We start from the raw sequence: 15288 nt of genomic DNA, 5'->3' as shown, positions 1-15288 counted from the left end.
TATCTCTTTTGCGCCTGACCTTTTCTCGACTCGCTGCTTTAGCCGGCTAGGCTTTCGGCATGGCAGCAGTCAACGGAGTGACAGCTTATGCACAACACCCTCGAACAGGTCTTTGGTTATCCACAGTTTCGGCCCGGCCAGGAGGCGGCGGTCAGTGCGGTGTTGGCCGGGCGCTCGGCGGCGGCGATTTTCCCGACCGGCTCCGGCAAGTCCTTGTGCTATCAGTTGCCGGCTTTGTTGCTGCCGCACCTGACGTTGGTGGTCTCGCCGTTGCTGGCGCTGATGCAGGACCAATTGGCGTTCTTGCAGCGCCATGGCATTGCGGCTGCGAGTATCGATTCGGCGCAGAGCCGCGATGACGCCAACGAGGTGATGGCGCGGGCCAGGTCCGGCGAGTTGAAGATCCTGATGATTTCCGTGGAGCGTTTGAAGAACGAGCGTTTTCGCAATTTTTTGCAGCAAGTGCCGATCTCGTTGCTGGTGGTGGACGAGGCGCACTGTATCTCCGAATGGGGCCACAATTTTCGCCCCGACTACCTGAAGCTGCCGGACTATCAGCGCCAGTTCAACATCCCGCAAACCTTGCTGCTGACGGCCACCGCCACGCCCAAAGTGATCGCCGACATGCAGGCAAAATTCGCCATCGCGGCGGACGATGTGGTGACCACCGGTTTCTATCGACCCAACCTTAATTTGCTGGTTGAGCCGGTGCGTGGTCAGGACAAGCGTCGGCGTCTGGTGGAGTGGATGGGCCAGCGTGCCGGGCAGCCGAGCATCGTCTACGTGACCTTGCAGAAAACCGCTGAGCAGATTGCCCAGCACCTGAGCCAAAACGGTCTTCAGGCCGAGGCCTATCACGCCGGTTTACCCCATGAACAGCGGGAAGCAATTCAGCGGCGGTTCATGGGCGGGCAGTCCAATTGCATCGTCGCCACCATCGCGTTCGGCATGGGCATCGACAAGAGCGATATCCGCAACGTGGTGCATTTCGACTTGCCGAAATCCATCGAAAACTACAGCCAGGAAATCGGCCGTGCCGGACGCGACGGGCAACCTTCCGACTGCCTGGTGTTGGCCAACCGCGACAGCCTCAACGTGTTGGAAAACTTCGTTTACGGCGACACGCCGGAGCTGGATGGCATCCGTTGTGTACTCGACGAACTGCAAGCTGCCGCGCCGGATGGGCAATGGGAGTTTTTGCTGGGGCCGCTGGCCGACCAGAGCAATATTCGCCAACTGCCGCTCAAGACCTTGCTGGTGCAGCTTGAGTTGAAAGGCTTGATCGCACCGCGTTACGCGTACTTTGCCGAATACCGTTTCAAGTTCCTGCTGGAGCCTGAAGCTTTGCTGGCGCGTTTCGAGGGCGAGCGACGGGACTTCGTCGAGGCGATCATCCAGACCTCCAGTCGTGCGCGAACCTGGGCCACGGTGAATTTCGAGGTGCTGTATCAACAGCATCAAGCCGAGCGCAACCGGGTGGTCAAGGCGCTGGATTACTTCCAGGAGAAGGGTTGGGTCGAGCTTGAAAGCAAGCAGATGACCGAGGTCTACAGCCTGCTGATGACGGACTTCGATGCCCAGGTGTTGAGCAGCCAATTGCATGGTTACTTCACACAACATGAACGCACCGAAATCGCGCGTATCCACGCGATGCTCGATCTGTTCGCTACCGAGCGCTGCCTGGGCTATCGATTGGCGCAGTACTTCGGTGATGAAAACGCGCCGCAGCAGTGCGGGCATTGTTCGGTGTGTCATGGGCAGGTTGCCCGTCTGCCGGAACCGCCTGAGCTGCCAGCGCTTGTGGATAAAAAATTCGAGGCGCTGTGCGGCGACTTTATCCACAGGCATGAGGCTTACAGCGGCAGCTTGCCGGGTGCGGAACGGCTGACACGGTTCTTGTGCGGTATCAGCGTGCCGCTGTTTACCAAACTCAAGGCGCGGGCGATTCCGGGGTTTGCGGCGCTGGAAGATTATCCGTATGCCGAGGTGCGCGAATGGGCCGGGGCGAATCTGACTGACTGAACTGTCGCCCAGGTGGGAGCGGGCTTGCTCGCGAAGAGGCCATCACATCCAACATTGATGCCGACTGAATGACCGCATTCGCGAGCAAGCCCGCTCCCACAGGAGTTTCGGTGTTGGGTGGTCGAACATCCATTCGCTGAATGCCGCCCATCACAGGAATAAATTTCAAAATCGCCGCAGGGCTGACTATGGTGAATGCTGTCTTTGGATCGCCACATGAGAGCAAACAATGAGCCAGACACAGTTCCAGATTCAGCGTGCCGCCGTGATTGGTGCAGGCACCATGGGCCGTGGCATCGTCATGTGCCTGGCCAACGCCGGGGTGCCCGTGCAATGGGTCGACAACAATGCACAGATGCTCGATCAGGCACTCACCGCAGTGGCCGAAACCTACGCGCACAATGTGCGTCAGGGCCGGATTGACCAGGCCGAAGCCGATGCGCGGATTGCCCGGGTGACGGCGGCGGCTGATTACCCGGCAATCCGTGGGGTGGATCTGGTGATCGAGGCGGTCTACGAAAACCTCGAACTCAAGCAGAAGATCTTTCGCGAACTCGACGGTGTGCTCAAGCCTGAGGCTATCCTCGCCAGCAACACCTCGGCGCTGGACATTGATGCAATCGCCGCCGCTACCCGTCGTCCGAAGCAGGTACTGGGCCTGCACTTCTTCAGCCCGGCACACATCATGAAGTTGCTGGAAATCGTCCGTGGCGCGCAGACCGCGCCGGAGGTGCTCAACACCGCCAAAGAACTGGGCCAGCGCATGGGCAAGGTGAGTGTGGTGGCGGGCAATTGCCACGGTTTTATCGGCAACCGGATGCTCAATACCTACGTCCTCGAAGCGCGCAAGATGCTTCTTGAAGGCGCTTTCCCCTATCAGGTCGATGCGGCGCTGCAAGGCTTCGGTTTTGCCATGGGACCGTTCCGCATGTACGACGTGGTTGGTATCGACCTCGGATGGCGTGCGCGGGAGCTGGCGGGTGTCGGCCAGGACGAAGCGGAGGTTCAGGTGGATAACCGCTTGTGTGAGTTGGGTCGCTTAGGTCAGAAGAGTGGTAACGGTTATTACCACTACGAGCCGGGCAGTCGCCAGGCCGAACATGATGTGGAAGTCGATGCACTGGTGTTACGGGTGAGCGAAGAGCTCGGCTATCAGCGTCGCGAGATTGGCCCTGAAGAGATTCTTGAGCGCTGCCTGCTGGCGCTGGTCAACGAGGGCGCAAAGATCCTTCAGGAAGGCATTGCCGAGTCGGCTCATGACATCGATCTGGTGTACCTCAACGGCTACGGCTTCCCGGCCGATAAAGGCGGGCCGATGGCCTGGGCGGATCAGCAAGGTTTGGCGGATATCCACAAGCGGTTGTTGGCGTTGGAAACCGAGCAGGGCGGTCACTGGAAACCGGGGCGGCTGATCGGGGAGTTGGCGGCGGTGGGCAAAGGGTTTGCTGGCAAGTGATTTAGTGCCTGTGATGGCCTCTTCGCGAGCAAGCCCGCTCCCACAGTTGATCTTCGGTTAATGTGAAATTTGCAAACGACCGAGATCCCGTGTGGGAGCGGGCTTGCTCGCGAAGAACGATAACGCGGTTTTCGCCTTAGACTGGCTGTTCAATTCCAGGAACCGACACAGATGTCCAATCCGATGCCTCAACGCTCCGACTACCGCCACTTCCAGCCGATCATCACCCGCTGGCACGACAACGATGTATATGGTCATGTGAACAACGTGACTTACTACAGTTTCTTCGACACGGCGGTGAATACCTACCTGATCGAAGTCGGTGGCCTGGATATTCACGACGGTGAAGTGGTGGGGTTTGTGGTGAGTTCGGCCTGCGATTACTTCGCCTCGATAGCCTTTCCCGAGCGGATTGAAATCGGTTTGCGGGTGGGCAAGTTGGGCAACAGCTCGGTGCAGTATGAACTGGCGGTGTTCAAGGCGGAAGAAGAGGACGCCTGCGCGGCAGGACGCTTTGTGCATGTGTTTGTGGATCGGGCGTCGAATCAGCCCGTGGCGATTCCTGCGGGGTTGCGCGGGGCGCTGGAGCGGTTGGTGGCGTGAAACGAAAAATCGCAGCCCGTGGGCTGCGATTTTTTTGGAATCTCTTACGTGATGCTACTGAGGTTTCAGTCGCGATCATGTTCGTAATGGCGATGCTTGTGATGGCCGTAAGCATGACCACGACCTTGGTCATCATCATCGCCACGGTAGTAACGACGGTGATCACGCCCGCGATCACTGTAGCGACGGTCGTCGTCATAGCTGCTGTTGCCCATATGGTTACCGAGCGCACCGCCTACGCCACCGCCGGCTGCCGAGCCGATCAGGCTGCCTGTGGTGCCGCCCATGCTGCGGCCGACCACGTTACCGCCGGCTGCGCCGAGCGCACCACCGATGGCCGCTTGGCCACGGCTGCGTCTGTCGGCACCCACGGCACTACCGCCTGCGCCGCCCAGGGCTGCGCCAATGGTGGAGCCGGTGTTGCCACCCAATGACTGACCGACCACCGAGCCAAGAACCCCGCCCAATGCGCCGCCCACACCTGCTTCGGCGGTGCCACCGGCAGACGCGACGCCACTGATCAGGCCAAGGGACAACAAGAGAATCGAGGAGAACTTCATTAGCGGAGCCTCAAAGGGATGACGACGCGATCCTGAGGCTGTGTCACGATGGTTACAATCGAAATCCGACGAATAACACGACTTGTGAAAATTCTCTAAGTTGTTGTTTTTTAGACGGAACTTAATGCATTTTCGCTGGTCTTTAGCTACTTGAGACAGGCCGCTTTTATGCAAAAGCGGCCTTTTTTGTGGGCGTTTGTAACGTGCCGGAACAGGTATTGGCCGTTCGGACACCATCGCGAGCAGGCTCGCTCCCACAATGAACCTTCGTCGAACACAACATCTGTGCTCATTGAATTTCAACGGTGGGAGCGAGCCTGCTCGCGATGGCGGTGTGTCAGGCCGACCTGGCCATGATCAACCCCGTCGCGCTCGCCGCTTCCAAACGGATCGCAACGAATTTCGAGGTCGGCGTGTGGCTGCCGTCACCGGTGCTTTCCAGTGGGACCAGCGGGTTCACTTCCGGATAGTAAGCGGCGGCTTGTCCAGCGGGAATATCGAACGCCAGCAAGGTGAAGCCTTTGACGCGGCGCTCGCGGCCGTCATCCCAGATCGACACGATATCGGCCTTCTGCCCCGGTTTGAAGCCCAGGCGGATGATGTCGGCTTCGTTGACGAACAGCACGTCACGCTGGCCCTTGACCCCACGATAACGGTCGTCGAGACCATAAATGGTGGTGTTGTACTGATCGTGAGAGCGCATCGATTGCAAGATCAGGTCCGGCAACTGCCCAGTGGCGCGGGTGCGCTCGTGCACCAGATCGGCCGGCAGGATGTTCGCGCGGAAATTGGCGCGGCCGGACGGGGTGTTCCAGCGGCGAGCACCCGCGCTGTTGCCCAGATAGAAGCCGCCCGGGTTCTCGATCTTCTGGTTGAAGTCCTTGAAGCCGGGAATAGTGTCGGCGATCAGCTCCCGAATGCGCCGGTAGTCGGCCACCAGCCAGTTCCAGTCGACAGGCCTGGAGCCCAGGGTCGCGGCGGCGATGCCAGCGATGATTGACGGCTCCGAACGCATCTGTTTCGACAGCGGCTGCAGTTGGCCGTTGGACGCGTGAACCATGCTGAACGAATCTTCGACCGTCACCGCTTGCGCCCCTTCGGTTTGCAAATCGATGTCGGTGCGGCCCAGGCACGGCAGGATCAGCGCTTCTTTACCGTGCGCCAGATGGCTGCGGTTGAGTTTGGTGCTGATTTGTACGGTGAGGTCGCAGTTGCTCAGGGCCTGGAAGGTCCGTGGGCTGTCTGGCGTGGCTTGAGCAAAGTTGCCGCCCAGACCGATGAAGACTTTTGAGCGACCGTCGAGCATCGCGTGGATGGCCTCGACCACGTTGTGACCGTTCTCGCGTGGCACTTTGAACTGGAAGCGCCGCTCCAGTGCATCAAGGAAGAACACTGGTGGGCGTTCGTTGATGCCCATGGTCCGGTCGCCTTGTACGTTGCTGTGCCCACGCACCGGGCACAGACCTGCGCCCGGCCGGCCGATGTTGCCGCGCAGCAACATCAGGTTGGCGATTTCCTGGATGGTTGGCACCGAGTGCCGGTGCTGGGTAATGCCCATGGCCCAGCACATGATCACGTTTTTGCCTTTGGCGTACATGCGTGCCGCTTGCTCGATCTCTTCCAGGGTCAGCCCGGACTGCTCGACGATCTGCTCCCACGAGGTGTCGTCGATCGTGCCCAGGTAGTCGAGGACGCTGGCGGTGTGTTCGTTGAGGAAGTCGTGGTCGAACACCGATGGCGCGTCAGTCTGCTGTGCCTCGCGCTCCCATTGCAGCAGGAACTTGGCCATGCCGCGCAGCAGCGCCATGTCGCCGCCCAACGCTGGACGGAAGTACGCGGTGTTGGTCGGCTTGTCACCGTTGGTGAGCATTTCGATCGGGTGCTGCGGGTGCTGGAAGCGTTCCAGGCCACGTTCTTTGAGCGGGTTGATGCACACCACCTGGGCGCCGCGTTTCACTGCTTCGCGCAGGGGTTCGAGCATCCGTGGATGGTTGGTGCCGGGGTTCTGGCCCCAGACGAAAATCGCGTCGGCGTGTTCGAAGTCGTCGAAGGTCACGGTGCCTTTGCCGACACCGACACTTTGTGCGAGTGCAACACCGCTGGCCTCGTGGCACATGTTCGAACAGTCGGGAAAGTTGTTGGTGCCGAACGCGCGGACGAACAATTGATAGAGATACGCCGCTTCGTTGCTGGCGCGGCCCGAGGTGTAGAACTCGGCCTGATCCGGACTCGACAGGTTTTGCAGGTGTTTGCCGATCAGCGCGAAGGCCGCTTCCCAGCTGATGGGGGTGTAACGGTCGGTCTCGGCGTCGTAGCTCATCGGCTCGGTCAGCCGGCCTTGGTACTCGAGCCAGTAGTCGCTTTGTTCCAGCAGTGAGCTGACGCTGTGCTTGGCGAAGAACGCGGCATCGACGCGGCGCTTGGTGGCTTCCCAGTTGACCGCCTTGGCGCCGTTCTCGCAGAACATCACCATGCCCTTTTCCGGAGAATCGCCCCAGGCGCAACCGGGGCAGTCGAAGCCGCCGTTCTGGTTGGTCTTCAGCATTATGCGGAGGTTTTTCAGCGCGTTATCGCTGGTCAACCAGGCCTGAGCGACGCTGATCAGCGCGCCCCAGCCACCGGCTGGGCCTTTGTAGGGCTTGTAGCGGGGGACGGGTTTCTGGTCGGCTTGACGATGTTGACTCACGCTTGGTTCTCCGTCGCAGGGCTGTAGACCCGCGGCGCACTTTTCTGCGGCAGGTGGATAAGATTGAGGTTGTGCCGGCGCGCCCATTGCAGGGCCAGGCCGGTGGGCGACGACAGGCTGACCAGGGTCTGGATGCCTGCGCGCAAGACTTTCTGGATCAATTCGAGGCTGCAACGGCTGGTGACAATCGCCAGTCCGCCTGCAGTCGGGATGTTCTGGCGGATCAGCGCGCCAATCAGCTTGTCGAGAGCGTTGTGCCGGCCGATATCTTCACGGCCCAGCAGCAACTCGCCCTGATTATTCATGAACACTGCCGCATGCACCGCGCCGCAATGCTGGCCCAATGGCTGGTATTCACTGATGCGCTGGCGCAGGCCTTCAAGCCATTGCGCGGGAGGCAATGGCGCTCCGGGTAATACGTTGAGTTGCGGCAAGGCTTGCTCGACCGCTTCGACGCCACAGAGCCCGCAACCGCTAGTGCCTGCCAGTTGGCGACGTTGCTGCTTGAGGTTCCAGAATGCACGGCTGGCAATGGTTACCTGCGCGTACTGCGCTGAACCTGCGCCACTGAGTTGCATGTCATAGATATCGGACACGTCGCTGATGATCCCGCTGCCCAGGCTGAAGCCGACGATGAAGTCTTCCAGGTCGGTCGGGGTGACCAGCATCACGGCCTGGCTGATGCCGTTGTAGGCGATCGCCAACGCCACTTCTTCAGCAAGCGCGGTGCTGGCTGATTCGCTGTGATCGAGGTTGCAATACTGATAGCTCTGACTGGCGGCCGGCGCGGGCGTTTCGAGCGCGGGCGCCACGCAGACCGGACGCTTGGCTTTCATGGGGTAATACCGGCGGTTTATTCAGCTTTAAGCCTAGGCGCGTCAATGTGTCACGTCTAATCGCTAATACTGATCTACCGATAGATGGCGTCGATCAAGAGTTCGTCAGTGATTTCTGATAAATCGCGAAACACGCCTCAGCCAGTGCCGAGCGCGGTGCACTGCGACGCATGATCAGCCCCAGTCGGCCGAGGGTTTGCGCGTTTTCAATCGGCTGCAGACGCAAATCTTCGGTCAGCGCTTCAAGTCCGCCTTCCAATGGCATCACCGCGCAGCACAGACCACCATGCACGGCTTGTAACAATTGGTGCACAGCGTCGGTCTGCAATAGCGGTTGCGGGCTGAGGCCACGGCTGTGGAAGTTGTGGTCGATGGACTGGCGAAAGTGCATGCCACTGGTGAGCATGCCCAGCGGCAGCTCGATCAGTGCCTCCCAGCTCAAGGGCTTTTCACCGAAGCTGAAGAAGCGCTGGTCGTAGAGCAAGCCCATACGGGTTTCGCTGAAGGCCAGCGAGTCGAAGCGCTCGCTGTCGAGACGCTCAAGATAGGACACGCCGAGGTCCAGGCGATTGTTCGCCAGATGTTCGAGGATCTGCTCGGAGCTTAAGGCCGAGAGTTCGAAACGCAGGTTTGGGTGTTCGGCGTGCAGTTGCTGCATCAACGGCAGCGGATCAAAACTCGACAGCGGCACCACGCCCAGACGCAAGGTGCCGACCAGATTGCCGCGACAGGCTGCGGCCTCGGCCTGCAAACCGTCACAGGCGGCCAGCACGGTGCGCGCCCACGCCAGCACCCGCTCGCCCGGCGCGGTGAAACCTTCGAAGCGCTGGCCGCGATTGACCAACGGCAGATCGAGTTCTTCTTCAAGGCTGCGCAAGCGCATCGACAGAGTCGGTTGAGTGATATGGCAACGCGCAGCGGCCTGGCCGAAGTGCCGGGTTTCGTCGAGGGCGATGAGAAATTTCAGCTGTTTGATGTCCATCGTCGCTCCAGTGCGCAAGCCAGGGGCGCGATTCTAGCGCTTGTGCCTGGTCGGTTGGGAGCCGCGTTGTGGATTCCTGGGTAACTCTCAGGACCGCATAACGGCTTTCGCGAGCAAGCCCGCTCCCACACTGGATCTCACTGATTCACACATTTGTGCAAACAACGGATATCTAATGTGGGAGCGGGCTTGCTCGCGAAGCAGGCGATAAGGTCTAGAGCCCTGCGATGAGCTCGCGATAGTCTCTAACCGCTGCAAACTCTGCCGTGTCTTTCGGTGCTTTGCGGCTGTCCGGCTGACTCACGGCCAACAGGTGCGCCACGCCAAAGTCCCGTGCGCTGCGCAGGATCGGTAAGGTGTCGTCGATAAACAGGCTGCGGCTTGGGTCGAAGTCGATGTCTGCGCGCAAGGCATCCCAGAATTGCGGGTTTTCCTTGGCGAAACCGTAATCGTGGGAGCTGATCAACCGCTCGAAATAGGGTTCCAGCTCGACTCTTTCCAGCTTCAGTGACAACGAGTCGCGGTGGGCGTTGGTGATCAATACCACACGCTTGCCGGCCTGTTTGATCGCCGCCAGAAAGGTATCGGCGTCCGGGCGCAACGCGATCAGATGAGCGGTTTCGAGTTTCAACTCGCGCACCGGCAGCTTCAGCTCGGCGCTCCAGAAGTCCAGGCAATACCACTTCAATTGGCCTGCATTGCGCTCGAATAACGGCTGCAATTCAAGCTCGGCCATGGCCCGGCTGACACCATGCAGCTCGGCATAGCGCTGAGGCAGGTGTTCCATCCAGAAATGGTTGTCGTAGTGCAGGTCCAGCAACGTGCCGTCCATATCCAGCAGAACGGTATCGATGTCGCGCCAGGGCAGTGATGGCATTGAAAACTTCTCCAGCGGTAAAAAGATATCCGACATAAACAATCAAGAAAGGCCGGGTATAGTAACCCGTTCACGCCAAGGAGCCGCCATGCGCCAGAAACCCGAAGTATTAGCCCGCGAGATCGTCGCCACCAGCCGCTTGTTCTGCGTTGAAGAGGTGCAGCTGCGCTTCTCCAATGGCGTCGAGCGCACCTATGAGCGATTGGTCGGCAAGGGCGCCGGGTATGGCGCGGTGATGATCGTGGCGATGCTCGACTCCGACCACGCGGTGCTGGTCGAAGAATATTGCGGCGGAACCGATGCCTATGAAATGTCGCTGCCCAAGGGCCTGATCGAGCCTGGCGAGGATGTGTTGGCAGCAGCCGAGCGCGAGCTCAAGGAAGAGGCCGGTTTTGGCGCGCGGCAACTGGAACACCTGACCGAGCTGTCGCTGTCGCCCGGTTACATGAGCCAGAAGATTCAGGTGGTGCTGGCGACTGACTTGTACGAAGAACGCCTTGAAGGCGACGAGCCGGAGCCGATGCGCGTGGATCGGGTCAATCTGCGAGAGTTGGCGGCGCTGGCGCAGAACCCGCAGTTCACCGAAGGGCGTGCCTTGGCGGCGTTGTACCTGGCCCGTGATCTGCTGACCCAGCGTGGAGTGTTTCAACCGTGAGTGATTTCCCCCAGGTACATCCTTTGCTGGCCCCCGTGGTCGAGCTGGCGCTGAAGGCCGGCGAGGTCATCCTGCCGTTCTGGCGCACAGGCACAGACGTGACCACCAAGGCTGACGATTCGCCGGTAACCGCCGCCGACCTGGCCGCTCATCATCTGATATTGGCGGGGCTGACGGCCCTTGATCCAAGCATCCCGGTGCTCTCGGAAGAAGACGCCAACATCCCGCAGGCCGTACGCGCCGGTTGGCAGCGCTGGTGGCTGGTCGACCCGCTGGATGGCACTAAAGAGTTCATTTCCGGCAGTGAAGAGTTCACCGTCAACATCGCATTGATCGAACAGGGGCGTGTGGTGTTCGGCGTAGTGTCGATGCCGACCAACGGCCGCTGCTACTTCGGTGGCGCCGGGCTTGGGGCCTGGCGTGCTGACAAGGATGCAGTGCCGTTGCCGATTCAGGTCCGTGATGTGCCGCCTGCTGGTGAAGCGTTCACGGTGGTCGCCAGCCGTCGACATTCAAGCCCTGAACAGGAGCGTTTGCTCGCGGGTTTGAGCGACAGTCTGGGTGAACTGCAACTGGCCAACATCGGCAGTTCGCTGAAGTTTTGTCTGCTGGCGGAAGGTGCGGCGGATTGTTATCCACGCTTGGCGCCGACCTCTCAGTGGGACACGGCTGCCGCGCAAGGTGTGCTGGAAGGTGCAGGGGGCGAGGTGCTGGAGTTGAGCGGTGAGCCGTTCAGCTATCCGGCGCGGGAGTCGTTGCTGAATTCGTTCTTCCTTGCACTCCCGGCCAAAGCCGCGTGGCGCGGGAAACTGCTGGAACTGGCTCGCGGTTAAGATCAAAAAATCGCAGCCTGCGGCAGCTCCTACGTAGGAGCTGCCGCAGGCTGCGATCTTTTGCTTTACCGATGCAACACATACTGCCCGGTAAACGTCACCGCAGCCTCATCGCTATCGGCATTGACGATTCGCGAATGCAACGTCAACCGTGCCCGGCCATAGCGTTGGTACATGGTCAAAAACTTCTTCCACACCGCCACACTCGGCGCAGCGCAAATGGCGACGGCATCGCTGGTGACCGGCAGCGGATAGCTGATCTGACCTTCCTGAATCACGATGTGCCCGTCCTCGACGCCTTCTTCACGCAGGCGCAAATGCAGCCAGCCCCACCCCGCCAGCACCGCGCCGCAGTACAGGCTGCCGCCAAACATGGTGCTCTTGTGATTGACGTTGGCCTCCAGCGGCAGGTGCAGGCGCAGTTGTTGTGACTGCCAGTCGAGCACTTTGAGGCCCATGTCCCGCGTGAGGGGAATGTCGCGGTGGAGGACGGATTCCAGGTGACGACTGTCGCGGTTCATGCACGGGCCTCGGGATTTGGAACGTTTATATGAAGGTTAGTCGGAGCGACTCAATCGAGCTCGTCAGGGTTGCTGTTGGCGCCAGCACCATCGGCAAAGTTCAAGCCGTGTTTGCGCAGTTTGTCATGCAGGGTTTTGCGTGGAACGCCCAGCGCTTCGGCGACGCTGCGCAGCGAGCTGTGAGAGCGCGCCAGTTCGGCGGCGATCAGGTTCTTTTCGAAACTCTCCACCTGCTCGCTCAGATTACCGCGGAACTCTGCGTTGAGCGGCGCAGGACTGCCGTCTGGAGCGTTGCTGTCCAGCGCCAGTTCCAGGCCCAGCGCGAAACGTTCGGCGGCGTTTTGCAGTTCACGGACATTGCCCGGCCAGGTATGGCGCAGCAGCAGAGCCCGTTGTCCGGGTTGCAGTTCGTGGGGCGGCAGACCGTGGCGCTCGCTGGCTTCGTTGGCGAAGTGCTGGAACAGCATCAGCGCGTCTTCGCCCCGTTCGCGCAGCGGTGGAATGCGCAGCGGGGCGACGTTCAGGCGGTAGTACAAGTCAGCGCGAAAACGCCCCTGATCCGCCGATTGGCGCAGGTCTTCCTTGGTCGCGGCGATGATCCGGATATCCAGCGGGATCAGTTGATTGCCGCCCAAACGCTCGACCACCCGTTCCTGCAGCAAGCGCAGCAGTTTCACCTGCACGTCAAGGCTCATGCTTTCGATTTCATCGAGGAACAGCGTGCCGCCGTTGGCGAATTCGAATTTGCCGATACGGCGTTTTTGCGCGCCGGTAAAGGCACCGGGTTCGTGGCCGAACAGCTCGCTCTCGACCACCGACTCGGCTAGCGCCCCGGCGTTGATCGCCACAAACGGGCCATTGCGGCGGTTTGACAGATCGTGCAGGGCGCGGGCTACTACTTCCTTGCCGGCACCGGTTTCACCGAGGATCAGCACGTCGGCCTTGGTCGGCGCCAATGCGCCGATCTGTTCGCGCAGGCGCAGCATCGGTGCCGATTGCCCGACCAGTCGTGTGCTCAGTTGATTGCGGTCGCTCAGGGCCAGACGCAGGCTGCGGTTATCCAGCACCAGTTGGCGCAGGGCCAGGGCGCGGCGCACGCTGTCGAGCAATGCGTCGCTGGCGAACGGTTTTTCGAGGAAGTCATAAGCGCCGGCGCGCATCGCTTGCACCGCCAGCGGCACATCGCCGTGGCCGGTGATAAGCAATACCGGCAGCTCCGGGTCCTGGGCGTGCAATTCGCTCAACAGTTCGAGGCCGTCCATGCCCGGCATGCGGATGTCGCTGACCACCACGCCCGGCCAGTCGCGCTCAAGGCTCGAGGCGAGGCCCTTGGCTTCGGCCAATGGCAGAATTTTCAGACCGGCGAGGTCCAGAGTCTGGCTCAGGGCCTGACGCAGATGCGGATCGTCATCGATCAACACCACTTGAATCCGATTGTCGATGCTCATTCACTGCGGTCCTCGGACGGTTGCAGACTTACACCGGGTGCGCCTGCGCGCAGCCGCAGGGTGATCAGGGCGCCGCCTTCCTTGTGGTTGGCGAACGACAGTTCACCGCCGAAGGCGCGCATCAGGGTGTCACAGATGGCCAACCCCAGCCCAAGGCCCTGAGTACGGGTCTTGGTGGTGTAGAACGGTTCGCCGGCGCGGCCGAGGGCCTCCATGCAGAACCCCGGGCCGTTATCGCGAATGTACAGGTTGACGCCGTCGGCAGTGGATTCGGCACTCAACCAGAGTTTACGTGGCGGGCCTTTTTCGGTCAGGGCGTCGAGGGCGTTGGCCAGCAGGTTGCCGAGCACTTGGCGCAGTCGGGTTTCTCCGGCCTCGACCCACAGTGTGGCGGCCGGCAGATCACGGATCAGCTCGACTTCCATTGCCCGCCTGCGCTTGGCCAGCAACGCCAGTGCATCGTCCAGTGCCGGTTGCAGCGCGACACTTTCCGGCGCGTGGCGGTCGCGGCGGGCGAACGCGCGCAGGTGGGCGATGATCGAGGCCATGCGCCCGGTCAGTTCGCTGATCAGTTTCAGGTTGCCGCGGGCATCGTCGGTGCGCTGATGGTCGAGCAGCACTTCGGCGTTTTCCGCGTAGCTGCGAATGGCCGCCAGCGGCTGATTGAGCTCATGGCTGATACTCGCCGACATAGTGCCCAGCGCCGAGAGTTTACCAGCCTGGACCAGATCATCCTGGGCGCGTACCAGTTCCTGTTGCGCCTGTTCGCGTTCCAGCACTTCCTGCTTGAGGCGACGGTTGAGACCTTCGAGATCGCTCGTCCTTTCGGCGACACGCGCTTCCAGTTCGTGGCGGGTCTTGGCCTCGAAGGCGATGCGCTGCAGGTAGTGGCGACGGCGTTGCATCATCAGTCCCAGCAACAACATCAACACTAATAACATCGCCCCGCCGATGGCAACCACGGTACGCACGGGGCGGTCGATCAGGGTTCTGGGGGCGAGGATGCTGACGCTCCAGCCGGTTTCTTCGATTTGCTGAGTCTGGGTCAGCCAAGCGTCCGGGTTGAGGTTCAGGGGTTGCGGATCACGAGTCGGGTAGGGTTGGACGGCGGTGATCGCCTTGCGTTCTTCGTCACTCAGCGGTCGGGTCGCACGAAAGCGCCAATCTGCGCGTGAGGTAATGATGACCACACCGTTGTGGTCGGTCAGCAATAATTGCTCCGGCGTTTTACCCCAGAGGCTTTCGGTGTGGTCGAGGTCGACCTTGATCACCAGCACACCGATGATTTGTTCGCCATCGCGCACGGCGGCGGCAAAGAAATAGCCGCGTTTGGCCGACGTCGTGCCCAGGCCGAAAAAGCGCCCGAGACGACCTTGCATGGCTTCGCTGAAATACGGCCGGAAGGCAAAGTTGCGCCCGACAAAACTGTCGTGTTTGTCCCAGTTGGAGGCCGCCAGGGTCTTGCCGTGGGTGTCCATCAGGTACATGACTTCGGCGCCAGTCTGGGCGCGGATGTCCTTGAGCAGGCGATTGGCGTTGTCGGTGGCCAGCGGCTGCTGTGGCGCGGCGAGAACGGCCCGCAGGGCTGGCAGATCACCAAGGATCTGCGGCAAGACTTCATAACGGTGCAGCGTCCCCAGCAGGTTGGCAACGTAGAGGTCCAGCGTCTGGCGGTTTTGCCCAGCGAGTTCACTACGGTAATAACGCTCGGCCAGATGCTGCAGTGGCCACAACAACGGCGCCAGGCACAGGGCGAGCAGGGCCAGGCTGCGCCAGCGGGGTCTGCGGGGGAGTGGTGGGGTCATAAGC

The 15288-nt window shown here is 60.8% G+C and carries 13 protein-coding genes; 5 read left to right on the top strand and 8 right to left on the bottom strand.

What is annotated here, in order from left to right; translation table 11 throughout:
• Positions 1 to 87: 87 nt before the first annotated feature.
• The 3 genes from ACIPIN_RS20460 (at position 88) to ACIPIN_RS20450 (ending at position 4081) form a co-directional block, all read left to right on the top strand.
• On the top strand, positions 88 to 2022 hold the full coding sequence (locus ACIPIN_RS20460; RefSeq protein WP_401121429.1) for an ATP-dependent DNA helicase RecQ: 1935 nt from the start codon (positions 88 to 90) through the stop codon (positions 2020 to 2022).
• 229 nt (positions 2023 to 2251) lie between these two features.
• Entirely contained in the window at positions 2252 to 3478 is a 1227-nt protein-coding gene (locus tag ACIPIN_RS20455) for a 3-hydroxyacyl-CoA dehydrogenase NAD-binding domain-containing protein (protein ID WP_401121426.1), read from the top strand.
• 171 nt (positions 3479 to 3649) lie between these two features.
• Positions 3650 to 4081 carry an acyl-CoA thioesterase gene (locus ACIPIN_RS20450; RefSeq protein ID WP_401121425.1) on the top strand — a complete coding sequence of 144 codons (432 nt, stop codon included), beginning with the start codon at positions 3650 to 3652 and terminating at the stop codon, positions 4079 to 4081.
• 65 nt (positions 4082 to 4146) lie between these two features.
• Here ACIPIN_RS20450 and ACIPIN_RS20445 read toward each other — a convergent pair whose 3' ends face one another.
• From ACIPIN_RS20445 to yrfG, 5 genes are all read right to left on the bottom strand, one after another.
• Positions 4147 to 4641 (bottom strand): glycine zipper domain-containing protein, encoded by a 495-nt coding sequence (locus ACIPIN_RS20445; protein ID WP_401121423.1) that lies wholly within the window; start codon positions 4639 to 4641, stop codon positions 4147 to 4149.
• 337 nt (positions 4642 to 4978) lie between these two features.
• Positions 4979 to 7327, bottom strand: coding sequence for an FdhF/YdeP family oxidoreductase (locus tag ACIPIN_RS20440; RefSeq protein WP_401121420.1), 2349 nt, complete (start codon positions 7325 to 7327; stop codon positions 4979 to 4981).
• Complete coding sequence (fdhD, locus tag ACIPIN_RS20435) at positions 7324 to 8163, bottom strand: formate dehydrogenase accessory sulfurtransferase FdhD (protein ID WP_401121417.1); 840 nt, start codon at positions 8161 to 8163, stop codon at positions 7324 to 7326. The genes ACIPIN_RS20440 and fdhD overlap by 4 nt, the downstream gene beginning before the upstream one ends.
• A 94-nt stretch (positions 8164 to 8257) precedes the next feature.
• On the bottom strand, positions 8258 to 9145 hold the full coding sequence (locus ACIPIN_RS20430; RefSeq protein ID WP_401121415.1) for a LysR family transcriptional regulator: 888 nt from the start codon (positions 9143 to 9145) through the stop codon (positions 8258 to 8260).
• Positions 9146 to 9359: 214 nt separating this feature from the next.
• On the bottom strand, positions 9360 to 10022 hold the full coding sequence (gene yrfG, locus ACIPIN_RS20425; protein WP_401121413.1) for a GMP/IMP nucleotidase: 663 nt from the start codon (positions 10020 to 10022) through the stop codon (positions 9360 to 9362).
• A gap of 88 nt (positions 10023 to 10110) precedes the next feature.
• On the opposite strand from yrfG, the gene nudE reads away from it, so the two are divergent.
• Both nudE and cysQ read left to right on the top strand, forming a co-directional pair.
• Positions 10111 to 10677, top strand: coding sequence for an ADP compounds hydrolase NudE (gene nudE / locus ACIPIN_RS20420; RefSeq protein WP_401121410.1), 567 nt, complete (start codon positions 10111 to 10113; stop codon positions 10675 to 10677).
• Positions 10674 to 11510, top strand: coding sequence for a 3'(2'),5'-bisphosphate nucleotidase CysQ (cysQ, locus tag ACIPIN_RS20415; RefSeq protein ID WP_401121407.1), 837 nt, complete (start codon positions 10674 to 10676; stop codon positions 11508 to 11510). Before nudE ends, cysQ begins: the two co-directional genes overlap by 4 nt.
• 65 nt (positions 11511 to 11575) lie before the next feature.
• On the opposite strand, the gene ACIPIN_RS20410 is transcribed toward cysQ, so the two are convergent.
• Genes ACIPIN_RS20410 through ACIPIN_RS20400 form a run of 3 tightly spaced genes read right to left on the bottom strand, consistent with a single transcriptional unit; the run spans position 11576 to position 15284 of the window.
• Complete coding sequence (locus ACIPIN_RS20410; protein WP_401121405.1) at positions 11576 to 12031, bottom strand: thioesterase domain-containing protein; 456 nt, start codon at positions 12029 to 12031, stop codon at positions 11576 to 11578.
• A 50-nt stretch (positions 12032 to 12081) separates the two neighbouring features.
• Entirely contained in the window at positions 12082 to 13479 is a 1398-nt protein-coding gene (locus tag ACIPIN_RS20405) for a sigma-54-dependent transcriptional regulator (protein ID WP_401121402.1), read from the bottom strand.
• Positions 13476 to 15284: an ATP-binding protein gene (locus tag ACIPIN_RS20400; protein WP_401121399.1), complete on the bottom strand. Its 1809-nt coding sequence runs from the start codon at positions 15282 to 15284 to the stop codon at positions 13476 to 13478. Before ACIPIN_RS20400 ends, ACIPIN_RS20405 begins: the two co-directional genes overlap by 4 nt.
• Positions 15285 to 15288: the final 4 nt, after the last annotated feature.

Source organism: Pseudomonas sp. NPDC087697 (assembly GCF_044743155.1).
In the GTDB taxonomy this organism is placed as follows: domain Bacteria; phylum Pseudomonadota; class Gammaproteobacteria; order Pseudomonadales; family Pseudomonadaceae; genus Aquipseudomonas.
The sequence above is the reverse complement of the archived record's forward strand: the minus strand, read 5'-3'. Positions and strand labels throughout refer to the sequence as shown.

Bases quoted from the DNA above. Each gene is read 5' to 3' on its own strand.
- ACIPIN_RS20460 (WP_401121429.1), top strand. From the start codon at position 88: ATGCACAACACCCTCGAACAGGTCTTTGGTTATCCACAGTTTCGGCCC.
- ACIPIN_RS20455 (WP_401121426.1), top strand. From the start codon at position 2,252: ATGAGCCAGACACAGTTCCAGATTCAGCGTGCCGCCGTGATTGGTGCA.
- ACIPIN_RS20450 (WP_401121425.1), top strand. From the start codon at position 3,650: ATGTCCAATCCGATGCCTCAACGCTCCGACTACCGCCACTTCCAGCCG.
- ACIPIN_RS20445 (WP_401121423.1), bottom strand. From the start codon at position 4,641: ATGAAGTTCTCCTCGATTCTCTTGTTGTCCCTTGGCCTGATCAGTGGC.
- fdhD (WP_401121417.1), bottom strand. From the start codon at position 8,163: ATGAAAGCCAAGCGTCCGGTCTGCGTGGCGCCCGCGCTCGAAACGCCC.
- ACIPIN_RS20430 (WP_401121415.1), bottom strand. From the start codon at position 9,145: ATGGACATCAAACAGCTGAAATTTCTCATCGCCCTCGACGAAACCCGG.
- yrfG (WP_401121413.1), bottom strand. From the start codon at position 10,022: ATGCCATCACTGCCCTGGCGCGACATCGATACCGTTCTGCTGGATATG.
- nudE (WP_401121410.1), top strand. From the start codon at position 10,111: ATGCGCCAGAAACCCGAAGTATTAGCCCGCGAGATCGTCGCCACCAGC.
- ACIPIN_RS20410 (WP_401121405.1), bottom strand. From the start codon at position 12,031: ATGAACCGCGACAGTCGTCACCTGGAATCCGTCCTCCACCGCGACATT.
- ACIPIN_RS20405 (WP_401121402.1), bottom strand. From the start codon at position 13,479: ATGAGCATCGACAATCGGATTCAAGTGGTGTTGATCGATGACGATCCG.
- ACIPIN_RS20400 (WP_401121399.1), bottom strand. From the start codon at position 15,284: ATGACCCCACCACTCCCCCGCAGACCCCGCTGGCGCAGCCTGGCCCTG.